This window comes from Rossellomorea sp. ABR4_012 (assembly GCF_056159545.1).
Window position 1 is genome coordinate 504,657 of record NZ_JBSWVK010000003.1, and the last position, 26,279, is coordinate 530,935.

The following is a 26,279-nucleotide window of genomic DNA, read 5'->3' on the forward strand; positions in this document are numbered from 1 at the left end:
CAAAGTGATGATCAAAGACAAGATTACACCCGCGCAGCTGGCCGTTACGATAGTGTCTGTCATGGTTGGCGTGGGGATACTCTCGTTTCCCAGGGGTGTGGCAGAAGAAGCTGGGGTAGATGGGTGGATAGGGATTTTAATCTCAGGAATCATTTCACTTTTTTCATCCTTTCTCATTATTTCACTAGGGAAGAAATTTCAGTATAAAAGTTTGGTGGATTATGGCCCGAAATTAGTGGGACGATATCTAAATATCATCATAATGGGTTGTTTCATTCTGTATTTTCTAACATTTCTCTCCATGGTTGTACGTATTTCAGCTGATGCAACAAAAATTTTTTTGTTGGACCAGACACCAATGGAAGTTGTAGTACTAGGCATATTGATCATGAGTACTTATTTGGTTGTTCATGGTATTAATCCTATTGCACGATTTAACGAGTCCTTACAGCCCGGTATTATTTTTATATTGGTTGTAGTCTTATTCCTTACATTAAAAGATGCAGAATTCGGCAGAAATCTACCAGTTTTGGGGGATGGGGTTGTACCGGTAATGAAAAGCGTCCCTAAGATATTTTTTTCTTTCTTAGGATTTGAAATATTATTCTTTCTGCTGCCATTCTTAATGAAAAAAGACAAAGTGAAGAGAATGCTATCAGTGGGAGTCATTAGTGTCACTCTATTTTACACATTTATTATGGTTTTAAGTATTGCTGTGTTTGGTCACAAAGAAGTGGTGATTTTGGAATACCCAACGATTGCCCTGGTAAAGAACATTGAAGTTCCCGGTACATTTATTGAACGATTAGAATCAATCATGATGTTTGTTTGGATCCCGTTTTCAGTTACAACGGTGGTCATTTTTTATTATGGTGCCAGTCTTCTCACATCTGGTTTGTTAAAACTTGAAGAACACCGGACAGTATCTCTGCTGTTTTTTCCAATCGTTTTTCTAATGGCTGTATTACCTGAAAATGTACTTCAAGTGGGTGATATAGCTGAAAAAACCAGCTATGTTGGTATAGGTTTATCAATTGGCCTTCCATTGTTTTTATGGAGTGTCTATGGATTGAAAAAAGGGATGAAACTCTTATGATGGGAAATAAGTTCTTGAAAGTGACGCTTATGATAATCCTTACATCTTTGTTAACAGGCTGCTGGGATTCAGTTGAAATTCAGCAGAGGACCATGATTCTTTCGGTTGCTCTTGATAAGCCTGAATCAAATAATGAAAAAGACCGGTATGATATGACCATCCAAATCGCAGAACCAACTGCTCTTTCTGAAAAACCTATACCAGGAACAGAACCTGTTTGGAATTTATCTACTACTTGTCCATCTCTATTTGAATGTGTAAGGAATAATGCAACCGAGGTAGCCAGGCCAAGCTACTATGGTCATTTGCAAATTATCTTGATTGGAGAAGAGCTAGCGAAGGAAGAAGGGATCGTTGATGCCCTGGACTTATTCTTTAGAGACCATGAAATGAGAAGGAGAACGAAAGTCATTATCGTGAAAGGAAAAGCAAAAGATGCACTAAATATTAGGCATCCTTTAATTCCTATCTCAGGGCAATACATATCAGATCTAACGCAAGAAGCATTGGATAAGACTGCTTTAATCCCGATTACATTCACGGTTGGACAATTTTCAAGTGAGTATCATAGCGGTGCTGATGTATTATTGCCAATCATAAATGTGAGAGGCGAACATGTAGATATGAGCGGTGGAGGAATTATGAAACAAGGAAAGCTAATTGGCTTTCTAACAGGGGAAGAAGTGAAGTTACTCCGTGTAGTAAAAGGAACCTTTACAAAAGGTGCTTACTTATCCTCTTCGGATAAAATGAGTGAAACTGATTCACCATCCACATTTGAGGTAAAAGGAATGCGATCGATCATTCATCCAAGTATAAAAAATGAAAAGCCTACATTTAATTTGGAGGTACTAGTAGAAGGGCATTTAGCCGAGGACGGAATTAATGGAATGGTTAGTGAAGGGAAGATTAAAGAAATTGAAAGTGAGCTGAACAGCAAAATTAAAGATGATACTCTGGAGTTTATAAAAAAAATGCAAGATGAATATCAAGCGGATGTCTTTGGATTTGGTGAAACGTTAAGAAGACATGAGTACAATTATTGGAAAGAAGTGAAGGGCGACTGGGGAGCAGCATTTGCAAAAGCAGAAATAGAAATAGAAGTAAATACTTCTATTAGTCGGTACGGGAGAATCAGGAAATAATAAAGTGTGCAATTAATACAACTACAGATAAAAACAGGCAAATATAGCCACCCCATTTTGCTGTTTGAGCATCCCTGACTAATTTTCTATCTTTATAGGCAATGTAATACCGAAAACGTAAAAAAAGACCTATTACAATTAAAATAAAGACTAAATAGTATGATGAGAATGATTCCGTGTATCCAATTACCGTGGTCATGAATTCCCCGCCTTTTTATATACCTATTCATTTTATTACCTTGTAAACAAGGGTTTATTCATTAATAAGATGGATTCGAAAATTTTACTATATAATAGTTTTTCAAATCATTAAAGAAGGACTATCATTAGATTGGGGCCTACCCCCCGGCACGTTTAAGCTTAACCGTGCCGGGGGTAGGCCTAGATTTATTATGAGTCCAATGTTTTCTCAACATTCATGTGATTGTGCATAACCTTTTTTCGATTATCCTCTTTTGATGCATTTTCTCTTATACATAACCCATAGAGACTACGGAAATAATAAAAAAAATTTATGATGGGGTGAGAGTTTGGTACAACACACACCTAAACTAACTTCTTCTGAAGTCTCGATGTTATGGAGTACCTATATTGGTGACACCATGTCTATTTGTGTTCTGACACATTTTTTACACACCTGTGAGGATCAGGACGTTAAACCTATTATTGAACTTGCACTTGGCTACTCTAATGAACATGTGGCTCAAATATCCGATTTATTTACAAAAGAAGGTATTCCTATCCCTAACGGATTTGGGGAGCAGGATGTTAATCTGCAAGCAAAGAAACTTTTTTCGGATGTAACGTATATGCGTTACTTGGATCATATGGGCAAAACGGGATTGAATTCTTACAGTCTGGCTAAGTCTGTTTCTGCTCGTAAAGATGTCCGTACCTTATTCAAAGAGTATTCAAATCAAACCGAAACGTTGTATGACCGAAATGCTGAACTGATGCAGGAAAAAGGGGTGTTTATACGATCTCCCTATATGGCTTATCCAGAAAAAGTAGAGTATGTTACCGAGCGGAAATTCCTTGGTGGACTGGTGGGACACCGACGTGCACTCCTTGGAGTAGAAATTGCACATTTAGGAATAAATATTGAAGTGGCCAATGTGGCTAAAACAATTCTCTTGGGATTTAGCCAAGTTGCTCAGTCCAAAAAACTTAGTGACTACTTTAAAGATGGATATGAGTTAGGTAAGAAGATGGTTGAAGATTTTATGATAAAACTAAAAGAAGACGATAATTCTTATCCCTCCACATGGGATTCTACAATTACAAATAGCAAAGAGGCACCATTTTCGGATAAATTAATGCTATTCCATACGAATGCACAAAGTGCCATCGGTATTGGAGATTTTGGACTAGCTATTGCGGCATCACTTCGAAAGGATATAACATTAAATTATGAAGGTTATATCCTTAAGCTTGGTGCATATGCTGAGGAAGGTGCTAAACTATTAATTGATCACGGATGGTTTGAAAAGCCTCCTCAATCAATTGATCGAGAGTCACTTAGGAATCAAAATGATTAAAGAATAGAGGCTAGTACAAAACGAAAAATCAAATACCTAAAGACGAATATTTCAGTGATGGCTCTAAATGAAAGAGTTAAACCTAAATGTACATTTGAACATATTAAAAACCCGAATTAATTTGCTGTCTAAATACAAATTAATTCGGGATTATTTAAATTAAAAAACTTTTTGTCCCAGTCTCATTATCTTTGGATAATCACAATCCAGAAACCGCAGGTATGTTCAATGATTGTATTTAGAGTGCCTTGAATACAGCTTGGGTACTTTCTTTGTCATAATGAAGGAATAAAAGCTGGAAGAGACGAATAAGTCATAGTGAACATGGTTTTGTTGTATTCTCAAAAAAAAAGATGGAGTATTTGATTGAGAATATTTTTTCGTTTTTTGTCTTTTAACTTTGAAAGATTACACTAAACAGTGAGGGGATTGGTTGTATGCAAGTTGTAACCCAAATGTTTTTAGAACAACTCGACATGCATTACCATGAGAATGATTGGTTTGCATCCATGGATCAGGCGCTTCATGGAGTTACCGCAGCTGAGGCAGCATGGACAAGTTCGGGGATCAGCAATTCTATTTGGCAGATTGTCAATCACTTGATATTTTGGAATGAAGACGTAATCCATCGAATTAAGGGCACAGAGAATCTACATAAAGCAGAAGACAATGAAGAAACCTTTGGAAATCCGGGGGATCCTGAAGACGAAATAGGGTGGGCCCAGACAGTGAAGAGCCTTAATGAAGTCATGAATAAATTAAAAACAGTCATTGCGGACCTTGACGATGAAAAGTTAAAAACTCCGTATGCAGCTGACAGGTACTCTATTGAGAAGTTACTCAGCCATATCATGATGCATGATACTTATCATGTCGGCCAAATTGTTCTGTTGCGAAAGCTGCAATCCTCTTGGGGTGGGGTTGATTGGTCCTAAATCACCTTTATTCAGCGACCATCCTCGCCAGGCCGTAGAAGCAGTATTGGCGGTGTGAAGCCCTTTTCCTTCTCTATGGTGAAGCCTATAAATATCACCCTTTTTTTAAAAGAATGATCCAATTGAATATAGAAAAGCGTGTTTTGATCGATCTTTTTTCAAAACACGCTTTTTCTATTTGCTCTTTATCAAGGTTTATCAGCTTTATTTCAAGGCTGCAACAGTACTTTACGTTAATCCAATAAACAGATAAATCGCTGTTCCCCAGATAAACAGGGCTGAGCATTTGTTGAATATGTTCATTAAACTTCCAGTATTATCTATCCTTTTCACAACTGAACCCGCTATTGTTAATCCAAAGAACCAAATCCAAGATACTGTAATACACCCGATGGTAAAATAAGCTTGTTCCGTTCCGACATATTTTAATGCACTTGTCCCAATGACACCGACTGTATCTATGATGGCATGTGGATTTAATAAAGAAACTGATAAAGCGAAGATGATTTGTTGACGGATGGGTAATGCTTTGTTCGTTTCAGCCGTGATTGGTTCAGAACGCCAAATTGCATACCCCATGTAAAGTAAAAACAATATCCCGGTTATCATTAGGGTAAGTCGCAGCCATTCAAATTGTAAAACGATAACAGATAGTCCAAAGACAGCTAACAGGATTAAAAATGTATCACATAGTGCAGCCGTAACAGTTGCTGGAAGTGCCCGAAGAAGTTTTGGCTGCGTGGCTCCTTGTGAAAATACAAATACATTCTGTACCCCTAAAGGTAAAATAAGGCCGAACGCTATGATTACTCCATGAAGAATGGCTTCCATGTATTCAACTCCCTTTCAATTACTATCGTACTATGATACAACTAAAAGAAAACACCCAATTGGGTGGTTTTTTATCCACCCAATTTAGGAGGGGAGTTATGAATTGGCAACCAAATCGGCATTCACATTTGACCGTTCAAGACCAAATTGTAGATTGGATAAAATCTCGTATTGAACGAGGTGATTGGACTGTTGGTACAAAGATTCCAACACAGCGCCAACTTGCAACGGAATTTAATGTGAATAGAAGCACTGTGCAACTTGCACTTGATGAATTAAAGGCAGAGGGTTTGCTTGAATCAAAAATGGGATCAGGAGTATTTGTGGCTAATCATTCGTGGAATGTGCTGTTGAACAGTGCTCAACCGAATTGGCAGCGACACATTGAATCAAGTATCCACAAACCGAACTATCATACGATTCAACTCATCAATGAATATGAGCAAACAGATCATATCATACGACTTGGAACAGGTGAATTATCACCAGATTTACTCCCAACGCAACAAATTGAACAGTCGCTAAAAGAGATTTCACTCGAATCAAAGGCGATTGGTTATTCATCACCGCAAGGAAGCGAAAAGCTTAGAAGAGTTTTATGTGAGTATTTAAAAAAACGTGGTATTCAAACAGCACCAGAAAATATTTTAATTGTCTCAGGTGCACTTCAAGCACTTCAATTAATTGCGATTGGGTTATTAGAAGAAGGATCCATTGTCTTCCAAGAGCAACCTTCATATTTAAATTCTGTGCATCCCTTTCAATCCGCCGGAATGCTTATGATTTCAGTTTTACGTGATGCACAATTAACAGACAATCTGCGGACACTCAAAAGAAAAAGGCAATCTATATTTTACTGTGTACCAACATTACACAATCCGACAGGGCATAATTGGTCGATTGAAGAAAAGAAAAGCCTATACAATGCGTGCAAAAAGTTACAAATCCCGATTATTGAAGATGATGTGTATCACGAACTTTTATTTGAATCATCTTCCCCTGCCATAAAGTCATTTGATGCATTAGGGCAAGTGCTTTATATTGGCAGTGTATCCAAAACGCTGAGTCCTGGTTTACGGATTGGTTGGGTTGTTGCGCCTTCACCTGTTATTAGGCGATTAGCGGATATTAAAATGCAAACAGATTATGGTTCAAGTGCCTTCTCTCAAGAAATCGTCGCACACTGGCTCTCATCAGGCTTATATGAAAAGCATCTGAATAAACTTCGTGAACAATTGAAAAGAAGGGCTGGATTTATAGAAGAAATACTAGAACAGCAATTTCAACAAATCGCTACGTGGAAAAAGTCTGAGGGTGGTTTCTATATATGGATCAGGTTTCATGAACCTATTGTAAATAAGGCTTTATTTCTAAATTTACTTAAACAAAATATTTTGATCAACCCAGGTTATATTTATAATTCAAGCGATTTACATCATATTCGTCTTTCTTATGCTTATGCTTCATTGGAAGAATTAAAAGAAGGATTGTCTATTTTACTAGAACTAACCCGGCATTAGTTCGCTGTGATTGCTGCAGAAGATTGCCTACATGCGGACATTCCTACGACTAAGACAGCGGATAAGATCGTTACGGCGAACATGTTCCTTCTCTTCATTGTTAAAGCTGCAATCTTTTGTTAAATATGCAGTACTTGAATTATTTTAACATATCCAGATATATCCTTCTAATGGAACCGAAACGCGGGGAAGGATATTGTGATTTCTTTATATATATGAAAGTATTTAGTCGTTAAAAAGGAACAGGAAGATGCAGTGATGATGGATGTGTTGACTTGGGCGCACAGCTGGACAGGGGCTGCTCTCCTAAGTGTAGATTTAATCAATGCGTGATTAATATGGTACACTTTTATTAAAATCTCTCAACTGTATATAGAAAGAGAAGGAAGCAGCATATAAGAAAGGTTGATACGATGTTCATAGAATTTATTGCGACAACATTAGAAGATGCTATATTAATTGAACAATCTGGGGCCGATCGGATTGAGCTAGTATCCGCAATAACAGAGGGCGGCTTAACACCAAGTCACTCCTTAATCGAAGCCGTAGTTAACCGTGTAAGCATTCCGGTCAATGTGATGGTAAGGCCGCATAGCCAATCATTTTGTTACTCTTATGACGACTTTTTGATCATGAAAAATGATATTAAAATAATCCGTTCATTAGGTGCAAATGGTGTTGTACTAGGAGTGTTGAATGAGAAACATGAAGTTAACCAACACATGCTTGAAGAGTTATTGATGGAATGCAATGGTTTAGAGGTTACATTTCACCGGGCAATTGATTGTACAGTCAATCCTGTTCAAGCGGCTAAAACATTAGCCCAATACAAAGAAATAACAACGATTTTAACTTCTGGAGGAAATGTTGAATTTTCCAGCCGCCTGCAAACCATTCAGCAAATGAAAACAGCATGTGGGCATATTTCTATTTTGGTTGGAAGTGGATTAAATGCAAGCAATATTTGTACTGTTCATTCAACAGTAAATACAGGATATTATCATTTTGGTACAGCTGTGCGAAAAAATCATAGTCTCATCGAAGGAATTCATCTAGAAAAAGCGAAAGAAATGGTTCAACTATTAAAAGGTCAACAAGAATAATGGTAATAATAATACGAAAAGCAGCACAAGAAGAGTAGAAGGGGACGGTTCCCACTCTACTTTTACAAAAAAATGAACCTCATCATCAAAAAACTTCACTGGACTGCCGGTTTCAGCGTATAAAGTAGGATAAGAGCAGTCCCTTAGTTAACCCAATTCCCCCACTAATGAAAATACAATCCACTTTCCGCATTTACGTTCCACTTTTGGAATATACGATCCACTTTCCATATTTACATGCCACTCTTGGAAAATACAATCCACTTTCCCCGTTTATCAACCAACTTGTCGAAAAATCGTTAGCTAAGGGCTCAGGGGGACAATGAGATTAATAAACTCCTGGATAGGGTTCAAACTAAAGTAAACCGATAGGAAATAAAGCTGTCTGTAACAATCGAATGAATTTTTTTAAAATACTAAAAATAGTATTGACGAGGGAATGAATCCACTTTATAATCCAATTCATACTCAAATAGCAAGTAATACCAAATCAAACATTATATCTCTTATCAAGAGCGGCGGAGGGATAGGCCCGATGAAGCCCGGCAACCTACAGGATCAGACTGTAAAGGTGCCAATTCCTACAGATCCCATACGGATCTGGAAGATAAGGGGAGGAGCATGTTCATTTAGCCCTCTTCTTAAAAGAAGAGGGCTTTTCTGTATACTCTTTTCTTTTCCGCTCTTATCCCTCAAGTGGATCTTCAACTGGAATGAATCAATTCTTATGTATAATGTGAAAATTCGACAATAGGAGGCTGAATGATGTCAACGATTAATGTGGCAATTCTGGGGTTTGGAACAGTAGGGCAAGGAGTCTGTGAAGCAATCGATACTCATCAGGACAGATTGAAGGAAGTACTGGGTAGAGAGGTGAAGGTAAGGGCGATCCTAATCAAAGATCCCGTAAAAGAGAGGAACATTGAATCATCCATCAACGTCACAACAGAGTTCCAAGACATCTTGGATATCCCCGACCTGCACGTGATCTTTGAAGCAATCGTGGGGGAAGAGCCGAGCTATACGTATTTAACCGAAGCCATTGAGAAGGGAATTCATATCGTCACGGCCAATAAAGCGATGTTTGCTAAACATGGTCCTGAGCTATTAGAGCAGGCAAAAAGGAACGGGGTATCGGTCGGATTTGAAGCGACGACAGCCGGAGGAATCCCTGTGATCGGCAGTATCAGGCAGCTTCTGAAGGTGAATGAGATCAGACAAATTCAAGGGATTCTGAATGGGACGTCCAATTTCATCTTATCTCAAATGAGAAAAAGTGGTCTTGCCTTTGATACAGCCTTAAAAATTGCTCAGGACAAGGGTTACGCGGAAGCCGATCCTACAAATGACATCGAAGGCCATGATGCGTTCTATAAATTGCTCATTTTAAGTCAAACAGCTTTTGGCAGACAGCCCGATTGGAAGGATATTCGACGTAAGGGGATATCCCACCTGACTGCAGAGTGGCTCCAGGCAGCGGAATCCTTTCGATTACGGTTCAAGCATGCAGGTTCTCTCAGGCGGGATTCAGTAGACCATATCGAAGGTGAAGTAGAGCCAATCCTTGTTCATGACACCCATCCTTTTTACGGTGTGGAGGATGTAGAGAATGCTATATCCCTCAAGGGTAGTCTTGTAGGAAGAATCACCCTGCTTGGCCCAGGCGCTGGGAAATTGCCTACAGGAAGCGCCATGGTAGAGGATTTTCTGTCGTTGATCGAGAGGAAGTACACGGCCTCTGCCGAAAGCATAGCAAGGACCGGGGAGGTTCTTGTTGAGAGCAGACACCAATGGGTTATGAGGATCTGTGATGATGATGATCAAGACTGGATCTCATCTTTCACTTTAAAGGATCGCATTCAGCTTGGCGATTACTTGTACGTATTTATTGAAGGCAGGAAAGAGACACTGGAATCGCTTCTTCGGACGCATGATCAAATTCAAGCTGTGTCTATTCTGGATGAAATTCCATTGGAAAATGAAGTGAAGACTGGGGCGGCAGTTTTTTAGAAGTAATCTTTATTAAATATGGTCTGATAGAAAGTAGGGGTATCATTGAGTATGATTGTTCAAAAGTTTGGTGGAACCTCTGTTGGTTCTACAGATCGAATCAAGCGTATGGTCTTTCATGTCATGAAGGAAAGGGAAAAAGGCCATGATGTTATCGCAGTGGTATCAGCAATGAATAAAACGACGGATACACTCGTAAGATTGGCAGGGGACCTTTCTGTAAAGCCAAGTAAGAGAGAAATGGATATGCTCTTAAGTACCGGTGAGCAAGTGACGATCTCCCTCTTGACAATGGCCCTGCAGCAAAAGGGGCTGGAAGCCGTATCCCTGACAGGCAGACAGGCGGGAATCCAAACGGACGGAGTATATGGGAATGCCAAGATTACCTCGATCGATACGGATCGGATAACATCGGAGTTATCAAAAGGACGAATCGTCGTAGTTGCCGGTTTTCAAGGGATCACGGATAAAGGAGAAGTGACAACATTAGGCAGGGGCGGTTCGGATACGACTGCAGCTGCACTTGCTGCCGCTTTAAAAGCGGATAGGTGTGATATTTATACGGATGTAGATGGGGTGTATACGTCGGATCCGCGAATCGTTCCCCGGGCAGCAAAAATTGACACCCTCTCCTATGATGATATGCTGCGTTTAGCTACAATGGGAGCTGGTGTGCTGCACCCTAGAGCGATTAAACATGCGAAGGAACATCATGTGCCGCTTGTGGTTTGTTCCAGTTTGAATGAGGGGCGGGGAACCGTCATTAGTGAAAGGTCACAGAGAAATGCGCCTATTGTCGGGATCGCCTATCAGAAAGATATTTCTGTTCTGACAATCAGTGTCTGTCAGGGAGGAGAGTCACTGATTCTTTATGACCTCGATTACCATCATGTTGAGACAGAAATCATTAAATACAAGGAAAACCTTATCCTCATAGTTAAAAATCAGGATGTTCAAGAAGTAAAAAGAATCGTAGGACAATATAATCAAGCCTGCTCTTATATAGAAGAGAGAGAAGATCTATCAAAGGTGACCGTGATAGGACGCATCAACTCAACACATGAGGTAAAAGAGAAGGTTAGAAACGTTTTTTATGACTACCATATTGCGAAGGAGTCCATATGGGAATCCTCGGTAGGATTAAGTGTACTGGTTGATAGGTGTGATGTAGAAAAGGCTGCCAGGGTCCTCCATATGCATTTTGGTTTGGATTATGTAGAATCAAGGAGAGCTGTTTTGTAAACGGAACGGGAGGGGAAGCATTCTGTCTCTCACCACATGTCAATTAAAGAAAGTGTATAGGGCAGGGCCCTATACACTTTTTCACATAAGGATTGATTAAAACAGGCGTACCGATTGGAACGAGTTCCGCTAACTAAGCTTCCTTTTTGTTGGAATTTTCTTGTATAGACAGCCCGAAATTGAAATAATTGGTTTTAAGTTAAAGGGCGGGTCGGTTGAAGAAGGAATATGTCTTTATTTCTTGAATTTCTTATTTAACCGAAAAATTAGATAGGGGAGCGGGTTTAGTAGGATGATAAAAGGTTTCGGAGGAATATTTTGGAGGACAAAAAACCTGGAAGCGGTAAAGAAATGGTACAGTGAAGTGTTGAAGATATGGAAGATTGGAATGGGACCATTATTCAACCACAATCAGGGAATGAGACTATTTTTTCCTTCTTTTCTGAAGATGATCCATCATTCCCCACAGAACAGCAAGTGATGCTGCATTTCCAAGTTTATCATATGGACGAGACGATTGAGCATTTTGAGCGGATTGGTGTACCTCTTGTGAAGGAAAAAGAGGTTAGTGAATTTGGGGCGTTTGTACGGATAAAAGATCCTGAAGGCAGATTGATTGAGCTTTGGGAGAAATAATTGGAGGCGATAGCTGAGGACAGGAAATTGGTTTTCAGCTATTTTTTCAATCCTTTGATCGGCTGCGTTTTTTTTGGAAGCAGCAGTCTTGACAGATAAATATATTTAAGGATATTGTAGATATAATAAGTCTATAATGGAGGTGTTAATATGAAATTTTCAAAAGCGACTAATTATGCTTTACACACCATGCTTTCTCTCGTTACTGCTTCTTCGACTGAACCAATAGGTGTTCAGCAACTAGCAGAATCCCAAGGCGTTTCAACAACTTATCTATCGAAAATTTTAACTAAGCTCGTAAAAGCAGGAATGATTGAATCAATTTCTGGAGCTAATGGAGGTTATCGATTATCTCGCCTAAAAGATGATATTTCATTTTTAGATATCATTCACGCTATTGAAGGTACAGCTTCCTTATTTGAATGTGATTTTGTCCATGGGGATGAATGCTTAATTCAAGCTGAAATGAAAGAAGCAGAAGATAAGATGAAACAGTATTTAAAAGAAGTTAACTTAGTGGAAATAGCTCAAAAGCAAATGGGAGTTTAAAGTAAGCCATTTTTTATAGTTTTTTTACTGTAAAGATGGTTATTTTTCGTTTAATCGCAGATATAATAAGTCTATAATATCTATTAAGGCGGTGCTGTTTATGATTTATGAATGTGCAATTATTGGTGGAGGCCCTGCAGGGTTGAATGCAGCCCTTGTACTGGGGAGAGCAAGACGAAGTGTTGCATTGATTGATAATAATCAGCCTAGAAATGCTGTGACACATGCCTCTCACGGTTTTATTACAAGAGACGGTACAACACCGAGCGAATTCCGACGTATTGCTTATAAAGAATTGTTGAATTATCCTTCTGTCAAGCATCTACAAACTGAGATAGTCTCAGTCAACAAAACAGCTTTGGGATTTGAGGTCGTTGATATATCAGGAAATCGTATTCAGACAAAAAAATTAATTATGGCAACAGGGGTAAAAGAAATTTTTCCTCACATCGAGGGCTTTTATTCGTTGTATGGGAAAAGTTTGTTTAATTGTCCTTATTGTGATGGATGGGAACTGCAGGATCAGCCGATTTTCGTTGTTTCAGAAAATCCATCTATCTTCCATATGGCGAAACTTCTTCTCAATTGGAGTAAAGACTTGATTGTTTGTACAAATGGTTTTGCTCTCTTATCGGAAGTGCAAAAAAAGCAACTGCAATCAAAAGGGATTACTGTGATAGAGAAACCCATTTTAGCCTTTATCGGGCAAAACGGTGGATTGGAATGTGTCCGCTTTACTGATGGAACTCAGCTGGCGAGAGCTGGTGGCTTTGTAATGCCGCAATTTGTTCAAAGTGCACGGTTCAGAGAACAGTTGGGGTATGAAATGAGAAAGTCGGGTGGAATCAAAACAGATGAATCAGGCAGAACCTCAATACCTGGTTTATATGCTGCTGGAGATGCCTCTTATGTAAAACCATCTCAAGTGGTTTTTGCAGCAGCTGATGGGAGCCGTATTGCTATGACTGTTAATATGGATTTAATAGAAGAAGAGTTTGAATGATATCAAAACCTTTTATTTTAGCTTTACCTGGGAGTTGGTTGTACAATGTTATTAGGTGCTATTAAAGTGAGGTGTCTTCAATGATTTTAGTGAGTTCTTGTTTAGCAGGCTTAGAGGTAAGATATAACGGTACGCATAGTTTAAATCATAAGATCAGTAAACTAATAGAAGTGAATAAAGCAATACCTGTATGTCCGGAATTGCTTGGTGGTTTTTCAACCCCCAGAGAACCTGCTGAAATAATAGGTGGTAACGGAGAAGATGTATTGGATGGGAAAGCTAAAGTAATCGAGAAATCAGGTAGAGACGTTACGAAACTATATATAAAAGGAGCTTACACTACTTTAAAAAAAGCTACAGATGTTAATGCAACAGTAGTTGTTCTTAAGGAGTATAGTCCATCCTGTGGAAGTTCAATGATTTATAATGGTGAATTTATGGGAGAGAAAGTTGGAGGGAACGGAGTAACAACTGCTCTTTTAAAAAGAAACGGTTTACGAGTAATTTCTGAAGAACAGCTTGCCGATTATTTCGATGAGATAATATAATTTATCTTCAATTAATGGGCGCAATTCTTTAAGAGGGTTTGTGCCTTTTTCAACTATTGATTAAATGAAAGATTTGCACTTAAGATAATACTCAAAAAAGACTGTTGGTGTGTGTAACACCAACAGTCTTTTTGAGCAATTGCTTTTTTTCTACTGCCGTACGATCTGGATGAATTAAGCAAGCGCCTATTTGAAAACCACAACTTTGTAGTTATTTACGGATACAGTAAGAACATATTCTTCGTATTCAGTAAGTTTTTTTCATGCTATTATAATTCAACTTTCTTAAGTATTAGAATTATTATACAAATTTATCATTTCTACGGTACTTTTCCACGAGAAACGCTGCGTAATGATTTGCTTCTTCGACATTGCCTTTTTCCATATGATAATCGAACAACTTTATCGAATAATGTTCAAGTAAGCGAACATGTGCCATTTTCTTATAATAAGGGAATGCTTCATTTTCAAGGTAATGGTAGTAAAGCTCTTTTTCGTTTTGAAGATTATATTTATGTAAATAAAAGAAATGTTTATAGATTGTCTCGGCTATTTCTTCAGAAAGAGAAATACCCTTTTCGGTCAATTGGAGCAATTCTTCGGTTGATTTCAATCCTTGTCTCGTTAATGCATTTATATAGCCTTCCAAAGAGGCTATATGAAGGGCAGTGAGAGGGTCTTCTATGTCCATGGATTGTTTATAGTATTCACAAGCTTTTTCATAATTTTCTTGGCGAACTTTCTGGTATGCGAGATTGTGAATCAGCATCGCTCTTTGATGGTCTAATTCGAAGTTTTCGGTCATCTCGATTAATTTTTGATATTCCGTATCTTGTGGATCGTAGAACTCGTCCTGCTCTACTTGGATCAGCATAAGCATTTCTGCTGAAACCATCCGCGTAAAACTGCGCTTTTCTGTGAAAAAGCGCAAGGCCTTTTCAGCATTATAATAAGCCAGTACTCGCGAATTAAGATTATGATAGGCAAAAGCCAAATGATAATAGTACTCTTGGTTGTTATAATAGGTTAGATCGATTCCTTGAAAATAAGAGATTGCATTATGATATTCCTTATTTAATAATGCATTGATCCCTTTAATATGAAGAAGCATGCTTTTTTCATACGGTGAAAGATCAGACCATTTGTCCATATCAGCAATTAAAGATTTAGCTTGATGTTCCTGCCCTTTAAATAAATAATATCTTGTGAGTACGAGTGTATAGGAACGATAAATTTCCGGCATTTTCAACAGAGCAATAGCTTCTAATTGCTTCTTTATATTCTCAGCCTTTGTGCTTAGCTTTAAAATGATCGATTCATGCCATTTTTTTAAAAGGGAGTCTATTCCAATGTAAGTTTTCATTTCTGTTTCCATATCAATGCCAAGCCGCTGTGACAGCAAATCTATAGTTTCCTTGGAGACTTGTGTTAAACCTCGTTCAATTTTACTTATATGGGTACTCGAACAGATCCCTATTCCTAAATCCTTCTGCATCATGTTCTGAAGTTCACGATAGAATTTAATGATTTTTCCCTCTAGCATGGTGATCTCCTCTCTTCAGCCCGCCAATTGAAATGTGTATGTTCTTATTTTACTAAAAAACCCCCATCTCGTAATAATACTTTTGAGTCTATAATAAAAATTTTGTTTTTTTACTTTTTAAAATTCAAAAGAAAATGCAGGTTAAAAATCATAAGAAATTGTCTATTAATACTAGTTATGGAGCAAGTAAATTCTATTGTTCTTCGAATTGATAACGGAAAAATTGTTGAGAACTATGAGATTTCAAAATAAATGCTGATAATACTGCATGCTGAACAAATCAGTACGAATAGTTAAAGTCGAAGAGACTTAGGTTACCAGAAATTGAATAGCAAGTTACATTCAATCTAATTATTTTTCCCTCCTACACAATGCGCATGGGGGTTTTTTCAGTTAAGTTTGTGCTGAACTTCTCCTTCGTGCAGGTCGTTCCACCTATCTGCTTTCTTTTTCTTTCAATCTATTAGCCTGCTTATTTAAATGACCACTGCTATTTTCCAGTAATAAAAACCTAACAATTCATTAGGAAGAAAGTGTTCGTGTTGGGGTTTTTAATGGAATTTGTTGATAAGAGTAGAAAAAAGGCAAAAAAAGAGTGAAAATAACACGAAAAAAGAGAGGAAAAACCCAACTCGATTATTCGTATTTAGTCCTTAAGTACCAAAAATAACTATAAATATATGCTATTTTACTAGGATAGGTAAATAAGGTGGACCAAAAGCCACAGATGAAAAGCCCGTTAGCTACCCATTGAAAAAGGTATTAAGATTTTAAATGTAATATTCAAAATTTTAAGAAAGGAGCAGTTGATTACTACTAGTCTTAAAAATTATTCAAAATTGGGAAGCAGGGATTTTATGGAAATTAAATCATTAATTAAGAAAGCAGCTGTTATGGCGTTTTCAGCGGGTTTAATAATCTCACCGATTCACTCGGTACAATCCACTGAAGCAGCAGCAAAAGAAAGTAAGGCAGAGGACATTCTGTCATCCTTGACAAAGGAACAGCGAGAAGCATTGCATCAATTGCAAGTGAACAAGCATACAGGCCTGCAAGGATTCAGCGAGGTGGAGTTAGAGTCGAAAGAAGATATTTCCGTCATTGTCGAGTTCAAATCGAATCCTAGTGAAGTAGCTGTATTAGAAGCAGCTGCAGAAGGCAAGAAATTAAAAATTGTAGACGCTGCTGCGAAAGTAGAAAAAGAACATAAAACCTTTAAAGAAGACATCAAAAAACATTTGTCTCAAAAGAACTCCAAATCAAAAAATGTTTCAAATTCCATCACCCAGACTTTCAAAAAAGCTTATAACGGTGTATCGATGACATTGCCAGCCGATCAAGTAAAACTCCTATTGGAATCTGATGTTGTCCAAGCTGTTTACAAAAACCAGACCTTTAGGGTTGATCCTATAAAGCAAGATCTTCCAAAAGACGTTGATAGACAAATCACTACATCTGTTGAGAGTCTTCCTTATTTAAAAATTGACAAGTTACATAAGGAAGGTATTACGGGAGAAGGCGTCAAAGTAGCCGTACTTGATACTGGGATTGACTATAATCACCCTGATTTAAAGGATGCATACAAAGGTGGTTATGATTTTGTAGATAATGATAGTGACCCAATGGAAACAACGTATGCCGATTGGCAGAAATCAGGTCAACCTGAAATAAATCCTTTTACCAACTCAACCTATTATACATCACATGGGACACATGTTTCTGGTACGATCGTAGGTCAAAATAAAAATGACAGTGAAGTGTCTGTAGTGGGTGTAGCACCAGATGCGGATCTTTATGTGTATCGTGTGTTAGGGCCTTACGGAAATGGTACGTTTGAAGGTATTATTGCAGGAATTGAAAAAGCAGTAGAAGACGGTATGGATGTTATAAACCTTTCACTAGGCGCACCGATTAACGATGCGCATAATCCAGCGAGTACCGCGATTAATTATGCTGTGTTGAATGGTGTGACGGCTGTGGTTGCTGCAGGAAATAACGGTCCATATGCCTACACGCTAGGTTCACCTGGTGCAGCTGCACTGGCTCTAACAATAGGAGCAAGTGATGTTCCTGTTGCGCTAACTTCATTTACAGGCAGCATTTCAGGAGACTGGTCCACTCAGCTTATCAGCATGGGAAGAAGCTTTGCGGATGATTTCTCTGCATTAAATGGACAATCACTTGAGCTTGTCGATGTAGGCTTAGGTTCACAAGGAGAATATGCAGGCAAAGACGTTAAAGGGAAAATTGCTTTCGTTCAGCGCGGGAATTTTTCCCTCAATGACAAAGTCAAATTTGCCAAAGAGCAAGGTGCGAAAGCTGTTATTATGTATAACAATGTTGACGGACAGATCGGCATTAATTTAGGGGAATCAACTGTTTATGTTCCAGCTTTCTCTATGACAAAAGCAGCTGGAGAGCAATTAAAAGCGAAAATAGCTGAAGGAAACAAGACCTTTACGTTCTCCAACTTGAAAGATATCGTAACCGAAGGAGATAAATTAGCTGACTTCAGTTCAAGAGGCCCGGTCAATGGTAATTATGATATCAAACCAGAGGTCGTAGCTCCTGGGGTAAGCGTACTTTCTACATTACCTACTTATATAATTAACCCTGAAAATCAAGAAGACTATAAATATGCCTATGGACGCTATTCCGGAACATCAATGGCTACCCCGCACACGGCTGGAATTGCCGCATTATTATTAGAGGCGAATCCGGATCTTGATCCAGATGATATTAAAACAATACTTATGAATACTGCAGAACCGTTAAATGGCGAATATAGTTTGTATGAAATGGGGGCGGGCCGTGTAGACCCTTATCAAGCCATTCATGGTGGAATGAAAATGCAAGTGACAGAGGAAACCCTCATACCAGATGGCGAAGATTTTATGACGGTAAAAAATCCATCTGGTGATATAAGCTTTGGTATTTACAAACGTTCGGAATACGGTAATATTCGTGTGAATAAAAATATAAGCTTCACAAACAACAGTGACATCACCAAAAATTTCACTGTTTCTGTAGAAGAAAATACAATTGAAGCTACGAACAGCCTGAGTAGAAATGGTATTGCCGTTAGCACCAGCAAAAGTATTAAAGTACAAGCCAACAAAGAAGTGAAACGAAATGTATTTTTGGTAGCGCCAAAGACGGCAAAAGCTGGCATATATGAAGGGTATATCGTACTGACGAATGAAGCGGATTCATCCGATCAGTATCGAATTCCATTTAATTTCGCAATTTTGAAGGATACAGGCTTATCTTTAGATCTCCGTGCGCCTTCCTTTTTACCAAGATACTTAATGCAAGATACAAGTAGCCGTCGACCTAACTATAATTACCTTGCTCATGCGGACTTTATGGTACACGAACCCTTGAAAACATTGGATATCACTCTACACGATGGAGAAACCGGAAAAGAGTTAGGTTTTGTCGGAACCTTGCCGGAAGCAGAAAATCTTCTAAAGGATTACGAATATAGTCTATCACTCTTTACTGGGACGTACTATGCATTTACAGGGGACCCTAAACAGCCTATTGCAAAAGAAAAGAGTTATGCAAAACCTGGTCACTATCAGCTGAATATTACGTGTGAAACTCAAGCTGGAAAAGTGATAAGTGAAGTACATGATGTTTTCATTGATGTGGACGATCCTACATTTACAAGTTCATTAGATGGACCGTCTCCGTTCCTTGAATACAAACCAGGTCAACAAACGTATCCATTCAATATTCAAATTACCGATCCTCTCGTGGAAGAAATGCAGAAAGCAGGAATAGAAATCGACCAATCTTCGAATGAGGTGATTCCTAATTGGGACCCTAAGATGATTCCTGATTGGGTTTCTATGGATAAGGACGGAAAATGGGCAAGTGTAGTTGCCATGGATGAAGGCGTTCCAGCACTGAGATATACATTAGATGGATTTGATTTTGCCGGTAATTTAGTACCGAAAAAAGAATACTTCTTTGTCAAAGAAGGGACACCTGTTACTTATGCAAAAAGCGATTTCAAAACAGTAAAAACGGGTGATACGATTAAAGGCCAATTATTTTTGGATAATGTAAGTGATGCAAAAGAAGTGGTTTGGAACTTGAAAGAGCAATCTGGCAACTCAATGGATTTAGTCGATGCCAAACTTGCGAATGGAGTTTCAGACAAAGCAGCCATAACTGTGAATGGAGACGAGGTAAAGGTAGTCTTTAACGATTCCAATTTGACATTTAATCATTCGGCAGTTGTGGATGTTACCTTAAAGATAAGGGATGAAAACTTCACTTTAGGGGCTAGCATCAATCCAACTGCTACTGTAATAAATAGTCAAAATCAAACTAGCAAACTACTTAACGCCGGTTACAATTTTGAGATTCTGCCGCAATTTAATGCCGCTTCTGGTCGAGTATTACCTGATGCATTCCGCACGGCTAAGTATAGTCCTATTCTTGAGAAAAAAGATTGGACAAAGGTTGGGGCATCGCTAAAGTTCAAGGACTCAAGCGGAGTAATTTTTGACGCTACTTCTTTAATTAACGAAAAAGGGGATTACAGAGTAGAAAAGCTTCCATTAAGCAAGGATCCATATAATTTAGAGATTAAAGTACCTGGTCACTTCGAGGTTCACACCAAACAACCGATTGGGTTTGAATTTAAGGGAGAACTTTTTGGTCAACACCTTTATATCGATCCATATTATATTGATCTTAAAGCTGGTGATGTCAACCAAGATAACGTCATTGATGTTTTAGACGCAATCGACATCCAAAACGCTTGGAAGACGAGCAACCGTGCGGCGGATATCAACTTTGACGGCACTGTGGATGCGAAAGACATCGGCTTTGTTCAAGAGAATTACTTATCGCAAAACAAATATGTTGAAAATCCACCAACTGCAAAAGAAACGCATGATGGCAAGACAATAGACAGTATTTTGGAAGAGTTGGGGATTCACTAAATAGAATGCTTTTATTTCATCGGATTGTAAACTAATTAACTCCCCTACTACTGCGTTTGAGAAATGTTTCTTGATTGAAAGTAGTAGGGGGTCAATGACTTTTCAGGGTTATATTATTATTCTGACATCAACATCAACAACGATAAGAATACAAGGCAAAACAAATAATGATGTTAGGAGGAAAATTATGAAAAGAAAAACAACAAAATGGCTTTCAAATATGATTTTACTTATCTTTTTTCTATTTACTGTCTATATCGGTGTTACGGTGTATCAATCTAGTAAAAATCCCGACAGCTTCCCTCGTTTTTTTGGATACACACCATTAACTGTTCTCTCTAATAGTATGCAGCCACATTTTCAATCGGGAGATCTTGTCTTAATTAAAAAAGTAGAATTCGAAGATATAAAAGTGAATGAAGTGATAACTTTTAAAGAATCAGATACAAAATTCATTACACATAGAGTAGTAGCTGTTAAAGAAAATGATGGACAAGATGGTTTGGTGACAAAAGGTGACAACAACAATGTTGAGGATTCTATGATTGTCACGAAGCATCATTTCGTTGGAAAACAAGTAGCTGCAATACCTAAACTTGGATATGTATCAGATTTTGCAAGCGGTCCAATCGGGTTTTTGCTGTTCATCACCATTCCGCTTACAGGTTACATCTGTTTAACGGTTTTTGAACGCATATCTGGCAAAGAAAAAAAGCATAAGAATGAAGAGATAGCATCTAAATAAATTTATCTATATATAACTGGGGGAGAAATTTTATGAAAATGATCAATGCAAAAAAAGCACTATTAGGTACTACGATTGCAGGTACAATTGCAGTTGCGGCAAGCTTTGGAACGTATTCTTGGTTTACTTCTGAAACAACGGCAACAGGTGAAATAACAAACTCAATCGTACAGATTAATAATGGTGGAAATATCAATAAGAAAATTGTAAAAGCTGAAAATTTCGCTCCATCACAACTTGTGTTTGGAGATTGGATGACAATTGATAACACTGGGACTGCCGATACGTTCTTACAAGCAAAATTACACCAATCATTAGATAAAAATATTTCATTAAATGCTTACAAAGTAGGTTATGTTGCATTAAAATACAAAGTGAAACCAACGGAAGAAGTATTAAAAGCATCACAATATAAACTAGAAGAATTATTCGAAGGAACTACGAATGAAATAAGTCCTTCTCTGGCTTCAGTTGAAAATTTAGAAGGAGTAGAAATAGTAACTGGCTACCTGAATGCTCCTGTAGCAGCTAAGTCCTCTGCTTCTGTAGCAGCAACGTCAGCTGCAGCTGTTGGCAAAAAAGAAATTCTTTTGGGTGATGGAGCAGAATCAGGGGAAGTCAATGAATTCTGGAATTTAGAAACAAATGAATACATTGATATTCAGTTTGGCGTTAAGCTTGATGAGTTAGCAACGAATGATTATCAAGGTGTAACATACTCTGCTAATCTATCTGTTAAAGCTAAACAAAAAGACGATGGTGCTTTATACGAGTAATGTAATGATCAAAACAGATGGCCAGTTGGTCGTCTGTTTTTTTTATGCGGCCGGCATGGGCTATAACTTGGTGGTGAAAGTCCAATACAGGCTTGGCAGCAGGAACTGTTAGCCTATGGAAAGGTGTCCCTCGTGAGGTGTAATCTGAAGGAAGCCGGAGGCAAAATCCCGCAGTAGCGAAGCCCATGCAGTTCTTTTGAATCTGCGAAAATTCGCTCAACTTTTTTTCCAAGGAATATGTGGACAGGTGTATAATTAATCCCGAGGTTAACAACAGTATGGCGATACGAGCCTATGAAAAAGTCGGGTTTCAGATTATTAAAATGGTCCCGGATATTCGGGAAGATTCTGGACCTGTTTATTTCATGAGTTTAGATCGTTAAGATTTCCAAGGATGAATATCAAGGTTATCCGATGTAAAAGATTTCATATTAGGGTAAGACCAACATCCGTACGATGAGGCACAGGTGTTGGAAAATGTCTTCCGGCAAATTGGCTGTTCACTCTAAATGCTTAGGCGGAGGAATAACATGCTCATTTCTTTTTACCTCTAAGAAAATAGAATGATGATCTGTTTTTTCTTTAGTGATATCCGGGGGCTGTGGACCCTCTGGGAATTTATGATGAATATAATCTAATATAACTTTAATATCTTCTTTGGTGGCATATTGGGCATAATCTTTTAGTACATACCCTAATTGTCCGCTGGGTTCAATGGTTGCTGTTTTTACATCACTGATTTTAGAGATGCTATCTTGACGTAGCCGCATTTCTAATTGGTCTACGGAGATGCGCAATTTTTTTAGATTCTTGTCTAAGATTTCTCCATCCTCTATAACATCTATTCCTTTTCCGGTTATGAAGGTTTCGAACCTATTCGATTGGATCTGTAAGCGTTCTAATGTTATTAAGACTAATACCAGTAATAATGCGATTAAAAAGGTGATCCAGATGTTTTTATCGGCAACTGGCTGAATGAGTAAATTCCCTAAGGATATCATGAGGACTGTTTGTGCAAATGTCAGCTGAGAAATGGATTTTCTCCCAGCTAATCGCAATATAAGAAACCCAGCAATCACAATAAGTACCACTTTCCAAACCCAATCTAACTCCAAGACAAGTGCCTCCTCATGTATTCTCCTACTAATTAGCGTATCAAATAAATTACAATTTATTCAAATGGATGGAGATGGTGTAAGGACTTCGTTAGGAAGTGAATACTTAATGAGTAAACACCTACACTGAATAGCGATTTAGCTTTGCTTTCCTTCTCCAATGAAGGGACGTCAAGTCAGTTCTTGGTATTAATGAGTTTCACTTTGGGGTTTGAACACTTTAACGTAAAAATTGTGAGTATCCAATTATGTTTTCGTTGACGAACGTACGTTCTGTGATGTAGAGTGTATTTATAGGTAATAATGATGGTGGTTACTGCACTTGGGAATTACTTAAGCATTGAATGAAGAACCAAAACTAAGGAGCTGTTGAATGATGTCAATGAGTTTGAACCCGTATTTGATTTTTGACGGTAACACGAGAGAAGTAGTCCATTTTTATGAGAAAGCTCTAGGCGGTAAAGTGATGGGGATCATGACGTTCGGAGATATGCCGGCTGACCCGAATCATCCGTTGACAGATGATATGAAAGATCGTGTTATGCATGCCCACTTGCAAGTCGGCGAAGCGAATCTCATGTTCAGCGATACATTTCCAGGCATGGATTATCAGCCAGGCAATACGATTCACATTGCCCTCCATCCCAAAGAAGAGGCTGAAGCCAGAGAAATCTTCGCCGCTTTGGAAGACGGCGGACAGGTCATTATGCCCCTTCAGAAGACGGATTGGAGTCCGTTGTACGGGCAGGTAAAAGACAAGTTTGGCGTTACTTTCCAAGTGAATGTCCCGGGAGAGCAACCGCAGTAACAGCCAACAGATTTCACATACAAACAAAGAGGCTGGGACAAAAGTGTTTTAGTCTAAGTAAATCATACGAGGCCAAGCTTCTTCAATAATCAGGCGCGTTTATTCAATAACGCGTCTTTTTTTATGGGACTCATGCAAAATTAGGGCAGGGGAGGGAAAGCATGAGTGAACATAGATAAATAGAGACTCTACCCCATTTTTTAGTCAATCAATTTCATTTTGATCGATGAGATTTTATCAAAAAAAGACCTGCCCCTTTTCCGGGACAGGTCATTTCTTTAACCTACCTTTTGATTCTTTTTATCTTTTTCATTCGTTTTCCAATGATTCATTTGGATGTCATATTCTTTTCCAAGCTGCTTGACCAATCCATAGCACATGACCAGCACGACGAATGTAAGCGGAAGAGCACTTACGATAATGGCTGTCTGCAGCCCAGTCAGGCCGCCGGATGCCATCAGTACAAGTGTGGCTGCGACGAGGATCAATCCCCATACCACTTTCACACTGTTTGGAGGGTTCAATTTCCCGCCTGTTGTGAGCATTCCAAGAACAAAGGTTGCAGAATCGGCTGATGTGACGAAGAAAGTCGTGATAAGTGCGACAGTCAACACCGATAGAATCGCGCCGAACGGCAGATTTTGATAAACAAAGAATAGGGCGGTTTCCAGACCTTGTCCTGAAACATCCAAGCCCTTCACCATCTCGAGGTTGATTCCCGTTCCGCCGAATACTGTGAACCATAAGGCACAGACAACCGATGGCACTAATAGGACCGCAACCGTGAATTCACGGATGGTACGTCCTTTGGACACACGTGCAATAAACATTCCCACAAACGGAGTCCAGGAAATCCACCAAGCCCAATAGAACACAGTCCAGCCTTGGGTCCAAGCTGCTTCATCCGCATTGAAAGGAGACAAACGCAAGCCCATTTGAACGACATTTTGCAAATAGCTGCCCATGGTGGTGGTAAACATATTCATCAAGAATAACGTTGGACCAAGTATGAGCATGGCAATAAACAATATGACAGCTAGAGACATATTGATATTACTTAATAACTTGATTCCTTTCGAAATGCCTGTAGTTGCTGAAACAATGAAAAGTACAGTGATGATCATCATGATGATGAACTGGACGAAAAAGTTGTTCGGAATTCCAATCAAATATTCCAGTCCAGCATTGATCTGTTGAGATCCCAATCCTAATGATGCGGCAACGCCAAATAATGTCGCAAACACGGCGACAACATCAATTGTCTTACCGATTGGGCCTTTCACTTTTTCACCAATTACAGGATGAAGAGTTGCACTCATCAATCCAGGAGCGCCCCTGTTAAACTTCTGATAGGCCAGTGCCAATGCGACGATGGCATAAATCGCCCACGCATGCAGTCCCCAATGAAGCCAGGTATATCGCATTCCCATAATTCCCGATTGTGCCGTCCCGCCTTCTCCTGCAGGTGGCGAGGAAAAATGAGAAATGGGTTCAGAGACACCGTAAAATAACAAACCGATTCCCATTCCGGCCGAAAATAACATCGCGAACCAGGTCGGTCTGCTGAATTCCGGTTTTGAATCTTGTTTCCCTAATTTGATTTTTCCATATTTACTGAAGATCATAAACGCGGCAAATATGAGGAAAAAGGTGGCGACCAGCTGATAAAACCAGCCGAATTTCTCAAGTACGAATCCTTTTGCTACTTCCATTGCAGATCCCAATTGTTCAGGTATCAATACCCCAATCAGGACGAAAACCACTGCAATTCCTACCGAGATCCTAAAAACGGACCTGTCCATGTGCATCAATCCTTTACTACTTTAATAGACTTAATAGATAATCCTTTTTACCCAGTACAACTAACCATTAAACCATAAATTGAATAAATAGAAAAAGAGCTGTCGCTTTCATATTCCGTCAAATTTCGCGGTTTTCAACATAGACATCAACTCACCCTTGTTAGGTATACAATTGCTAGGGGATAGTTATGAATGCTCGCTCATTCTCCACCTTGAGGCTGATTTACTGTCACAAACTAGTATTCTTCAGTAAGCTATTTGGGTTTTTGTGCTAAAATTATATGGGAATCGTGAATACAAATACTTAAACTACTGATGAATCTAAACCGAAATTACTTTCTTTAGGTGAGACAATCCACCACTAAAATAAGACTGG

Annotated in this window: 20 protein-coding genes, 1 pseudogene and 1 riboswitch; of the genes and pseudogenes, 16 read left to right on the plus strand and 5 right to left on the minus strand. The window is 38.7% G+C overall.

Features of this window, described 5'->3' with window-relative positions:
* The first annotated feature begins 7 nt into the window (after positions 1 to 7).
* Together ACXAFV_RS15565 and ACXAFV_RS15570 are read left to right on the plus strand one after the other, a co-directional pair.
* Positions 8 to 1,096: a GerAB/ArcD/ProY family transporter gene (locus ACXAFV_RS15565; RefSeq protein ID WP_475127939.1), complete on the plus strand. Its 1,089-nt coding sequence runs from the start codon at positions 8 to 10 to the stop codon at positions 1,094 to 1,096.
* Positions 1,093 to 2,241: a Ger(x)C family spore germination protein gene (locus ACXAFV_RS15570; RefSeq protein WP_475127812.1), complete on the plus strand. Its 1,149-nt coding sequence runs from the start codon at positions 1,093 to 1,095 to the stop codon at positions 2,239 to 2,241. The genes ACXAFV_RS15565 and ACXAFV_RS15570 overlap by 4 nt, the downstream gene beginning before the upstream one ends.
* Here ACXAFV_RS15570 and ACXAFV_RS15575 read toward each other — a convergent pair.
* Positions 2,231 to 2,440 carry a CLC_0170 family protein gene (locus ACXAFV_RS15575; protein WP_475127815.1) on the minus strand — a complete coding sequence of 70 codons (210 nt, stop codon included), beginning with the start codon at positions 2,438 to 2,440 and terminating at the stop codon, positions 2,231 to 2,233. The genes ACXAFV_RS15570 and ACXAFV_RS15575 overlap by 11 nt on opposite strands.
* Positions 2,441 to 2,771: 331 nt before the next feature.
* Between ACXAFV_RS15575 and ACXAFV_RS15580 the strand changes: the two genes are divergently transcribed.
* Both ACXAFV_RS15580 and ACXAFV_RS15585 read left to right on the plus strand, forming a co-directional pair.
* Positions 2,772 to 3,779, plus strand: coding sequence for a DUF3231 family protein (locus ACXAFV_RS15580; RefSeq protein WP_475127817.1), 1,008 nt, complete (start codon positions 2,772 to 2,774; stop codon positions 3,777 to 3,779).
* A gap of 437 nt (positions 3,780 to 4,216) precedes the next feature.
* The gene (locus tag ACXAFV_RS15585) at positions 4,217 to 4,714 is read left to right on the plus strand and encodes a DinB family protein (protein ID WP_475127818.1); all 498 of its coding nucleotides are present in this window, start codon (positions 4,217 to 4,219) and stop codon (positions 4,712 to 4,714) included.
* Between the two features lie 228 nt (positions 4,715 to 4,942).
* Here the strand turns inward: ACXAFV_RS15585 and ACXAFV_RS15590 are convergent, their stop codons facing one another.
* The gene (locus ACXAFV_RS15590) at positions 4,943 to 5,545 is read right to left on the minus strand and encodes a LysE/ArgO family amino acid transporter (protein ID WP_475127820.1); all 603 of its coding nucleotides are present in this window, start codon (positions 5,543 to 5,545) and stop codon (positions 4,943 to 4,945) included.
* Between the two features lie 98 nt (positions 5,546 to 5,643).
* Here ACXAFV_RS15590 and ACXAFV_RS15595 point away from each other — a divergent pair, with 98 nt between their 5' ends.
* The 8 genes and pseudogenes from ACXAFV_RS15595 to ACXAFV_RS15630 all read left to right on the plus strand — a co-directional run bounded on the left by ACXAFV_RS15595 (position 5,644) and on the right by ACXAFV_RS15630 (position 14,156).
* Positions 5,644 to 7,065: an aminotransferase-like domain-containing protein gene (locus tag ACXAFV_RS15595; RefSeq protein ID WP_475127822.1), complete on the plus strand. Its 1,422-nt coding sequence runs from the start codon at positions 5,644 to 5,646 to the stop codon at positions 7,063 to 7,065.
* A 413-nt stretch (positions 7,066 to 7,478) separates the two neighbouring features.
* Positions 7,479 to 8,168, plus strand: a complete 690-nt coding sequence (locus tag ACXAFV_RS15600; protein ID WP_475127824.1) for a copper homeostasis protein CutC — start codon at positions 7,479 to 7,481, stop codon at positions 8,166 to 8,168.
* A 503-nt stretch (positions 8,169 to 8,671) separates the two neighbouring features.
* A riboswitch (SAM riboswitch) is annotated at positions 8,672 to 8,782 on the plus strand.
* Positions 8,783 to 8,933: 151 nt separating this feature from the next.
* Positions 8,934 to 10,178, plus strand: coding sequence for a homoserine dehydrogenase (locus ACXAFV_RS15605; RefSeq protein ID WP_475127827.1), 1,245 nt, complete (start codon positions 8,934 to 8,936; stop codon positions 10,176 to 10,178).
* A gap of 51 nt (positions 10,179 to 10,229) precedes the next feature.
* On the plus strand, positions 10,230 to 11,420 hold the full coding sequence (locus tag ACXAFV_RS15610) for an aspartate kinase (RefSeq protein ID WP_475127829.1): 1,191 nt from the start codon (positions 10,230 to 10,232) through the stop codon (positions 11,418 to 11,420).
* 292 nt (positions 11,421 to 11,712) lie between these two features.
* Positions 11,713 to 12,056: pseudogene (locus tag ACXAFV_RS15615) on the plus strand (VOC family protein).
* A gap of 150 nt (positions 12,057 to 12,206) precedes the next feature.
* Positions 12,207 to 12,605, plus strand: a complete 399-nt coding sequence (locus ACXAFV_RS15620) for an Rrf2 family transcriptional regulator (protein WP_475127830.1) — start codon at positions 12,207 to 12,209, stop codon at positions 12,603 to 12,605.
* Between the two features lie 100 nt (positions 12,606 to 12,705).
* Complete coding sequence (locus tag ACXAFV_RS15625; protein WP_475127831.1) at positions 12,706 to 13,608, plus strand: NAD(P)/FAD-dependent oxidoreductase; 903 nt, start codon at positions 12,706 to 12,708, stop codon at positions 13,606 to 13,608.
* Between the two features lie 80 nt (positions 13,609 to 13,688).
* Positions 13,689 to 14,156, plus strand: a complete 468-nt coding sequence (locus tag ACXAFV_RS15630) for a 2-thiouracil desulfurase family protein (RefSeq protein WP_475127832.1) — start codon at positions 13,689 to 13,691, stop codon at positions 14,154 to 14,156.
* Positions 14,157 to 14,457: 301 nt separating this feature from the next.
* Here ACXAFV_RS15630 and ACXAFV_RS15635 read toward each other — a convergent pair whose 3' ends face one another.
* A complete protein-coding gene (locus ACXAFV_RS15635; RefSeq protein ID WP_475127833.1) occupies positions 14,458 to 15,699 on the minus strand; it encodes a helix-turn-helix domain-containing protein in 1,242 nt (413 codons plus the stop codon).
* Between the two features lie 857 nt (positions 15,700 to 16,556).
* Here ACXAFV_RS15635 and ACXAFV_RS15640 point away from each other — a divergent pair.
* The 3 genes from ACXAFV_RS15640 (at position 16,557) to ACXAFV_RS15650 (ending at position 22,178) form a co-directional block, all read left to right on the plus strand.
* Positions 16,557 to 20,657, plus strand: a complete 4,101-nt coding sequence (locus ACXAFV_RS15640; RefSeq protein ID WP_475127835.1) for a S8 family serine peptidase — start codon at positions 16,557 to 16,559, stop codon at positions 20,655 to 20,657.
* Between the two features lie 187 nt (positions 20,658 to 20,844).
* Positions 20,845 to 21,402 carry a signal peptidase I gene (locus ACXAFV_RS15645; RefSeq protein WP_475127836.1) on the plus strand — a complete coding sequence of 186 codons (558 nt, stop codon included), beginning with the start codon at positions 20,845 to 20,847 and terminating at the stop codon, positions 21,400 to 21,402.
* A 32-nt stretch (positions 21,403 to 21,434) separates the two neighbouring features.
* Positions 21,435 to 22,178, plus strand: coding sequence for a hypothetical protein (locus ACXAFV_RS15650; protein WP_475127837.1), 744 nt, complete (start codon positions 21,435 to 21,437; stop codon positions 22,176 to 22,178).
* 500 nt (positions 22,179 to 22,678) lie between these two features.
* Here ACXAFV_RS15650 and ACXAFV_RS15655 read toward each other — a convergent pair whose 3' ends face one another.
* On the minus strand, positions 22,679 to 23,293 hold the full coding sequence (locus tag ACXAFV_RS15655) for a DUF421 domain-containing protein (RefSeq protein WP_475127839.1): 615 nt from the start codon (positions 23,291 to 23,293) through the stop codon (positions 22,679 to 22,681).
* A gap of 376 nt (positions 23,294 to 23,669) precedes the next feature.
* Here ACXAFV_RS15655 and ACXAFV_RS15660 point away from each other — a divergent pair, with 376 nt between their 5' ends.
* Positions 23,670 to 24,101, plus strand: a complete 432-nt coding sequence (locus ACXAFV_RS15660; RefSeq protein WP_475127940.1) for a VOC family protein — start codon at positions 23,670 to 23,672, stop codon at positions 24,099 to 24,101.
* A gap of 278 nt (positions 24,102 to 24,379) precedes the next feature.
* Here the strand turns inward: ACXAFV_RS15660 and ACXAFV_RS15665 are convergent, their stop codons facing one another.
* Positions 24,380 to 25,909, minus strand: coding sequence for a glycine betaine uptake BCCT transporter (locus ACXAFV_RS15665; RefSeq protein ID WP_475127840.1), 1,530 nt, complete (start codon positions 25,907 to 25,909; stop codon positions 24,380 to 24,382).
* Between the last annotated feature and the right edge of the window lie 370 nt (positions 25,910 to 26,279).

Coding starts and splice junctions, on each gene's coding strand:
- ACXAFV_RS15565 (WP_475127939.1), top strand. CDS start 8: ATGATCAAAGACAAGATTACACCCGCGCAGCTGGCCGTTACGATAGTG.
- ACXAFV_RS15570 (WP_475127812.1), top strand. CDS start 1,093: ATGATGGGAAATAAGTTCTTGAAAGTGACGCTTATGATAATCCTTACA.
- ACXAFV_RS15575 (WP_475127815.1), bottom strand. CDS start 2,440: ATGACCACGGTAATTGGATACACGGAATCATTCTCATCATACTATTTA.
- ACXAFV_RS15585 (WP_475127818.1), top strand. CDS start 4,217: ATGCAAGTTGTAACCCAAATGTTTTTAGAACAACTCGACATGCATTAC.
- ACXAFV_RS15590 (WP_475127820.1), bottom strand. CDS start 5,545: ATGGAAGCCATTCTTCATGGAGTAATCATAGCGTTCGGCCTTATTTTA.
- ACXAFV_RS15595 (WP_475127822.1), top strand. CDS start 5,644: ATGAATTGGCAACCAAATCGGCATTCACATTTGACCGTTCAAGACCAA.
- ACXAFV_RS15600 (WP_475127824.1), top strand. CDS start 7,479: ATGTTCATAGAATTTATTGCGACAACATTAGAAGATGCTATATTAATT.
- ACXAFV_RS15605 (WP_475127827.1), top strand. CDS start 8,934: ATGTCAACGATTAATGTGGCAATTCTGGGGTTTGGAACAGTAGGGCAA.
- ACXAFV_RS15610 (WP_475127829.1), top strand. CDS start 10,230: ATGATTGTTCAAAAGTTTGGTGGAACCTCTGTTGGTTCTACAGATCGA.
- ACXAFV_RS15620 (WP_475127830.1), top strand. CDS start 12,207: ATGAAATTTTCAAAAGCGACTAATTATGCTTTACACACCATGCTTTCT.
- ACXAFV_RS15625 (WP_475127831.1), top strand. CDS start 12,706: ATGATTTATGAATGTGCAATTATTGGTGGAGGCCCTGCAGGGTTGAAT.
- ACXAFV_RS15630 (WP_475127832.1), top strand. CDS start 13,689: ATGATTTTAGTGAGTTCTTGTTTAGCAGGCTTAGAGGTAAGATATAAC.
- ACXAFV_RS15635 (WP_475127833.1), bottom strand. CDS start 15,699: ATGCTAGAGGGAAAAATCATTAAATTCTATCGTGAACTTCAGAACATG.
- ACXAFV_RS15640 (WP_475127835.1), top strand. CDS start 16,557: ATGGAAATTAAATCATTAATTAAGAAAGCAGCTGTTATGGCGTTTTCA.
- ACXAFV_RS15645 (WP_475127836.1), top strand. CDS start 20,845: ATGAAAAGAAAAACAACAAAATGGCTTTCAAATATGATTTTACTTATC.
- ACXAFV_RS15650 (WP_475127837.1), top strand. CDS start 21,435: ATGAAAATGATCAATGCAAAAAAAGCACTATTAGGTACTACGATTGCA.
- ACXAFV_RS15660 (WP_475127940.1), top strand. CDS start 23,670: ATGTCAATGAGTTTGAACCCGTATTTGATTTTTGACGGTAACACGAGA.
- ACXAFV_RS15665 (WP_475127840.1), bottom strand. CDS start 25,909: ATGCACATGGACAGGTCCGTTTTTAGGATCTCGGTAGGAATTGCAGTG.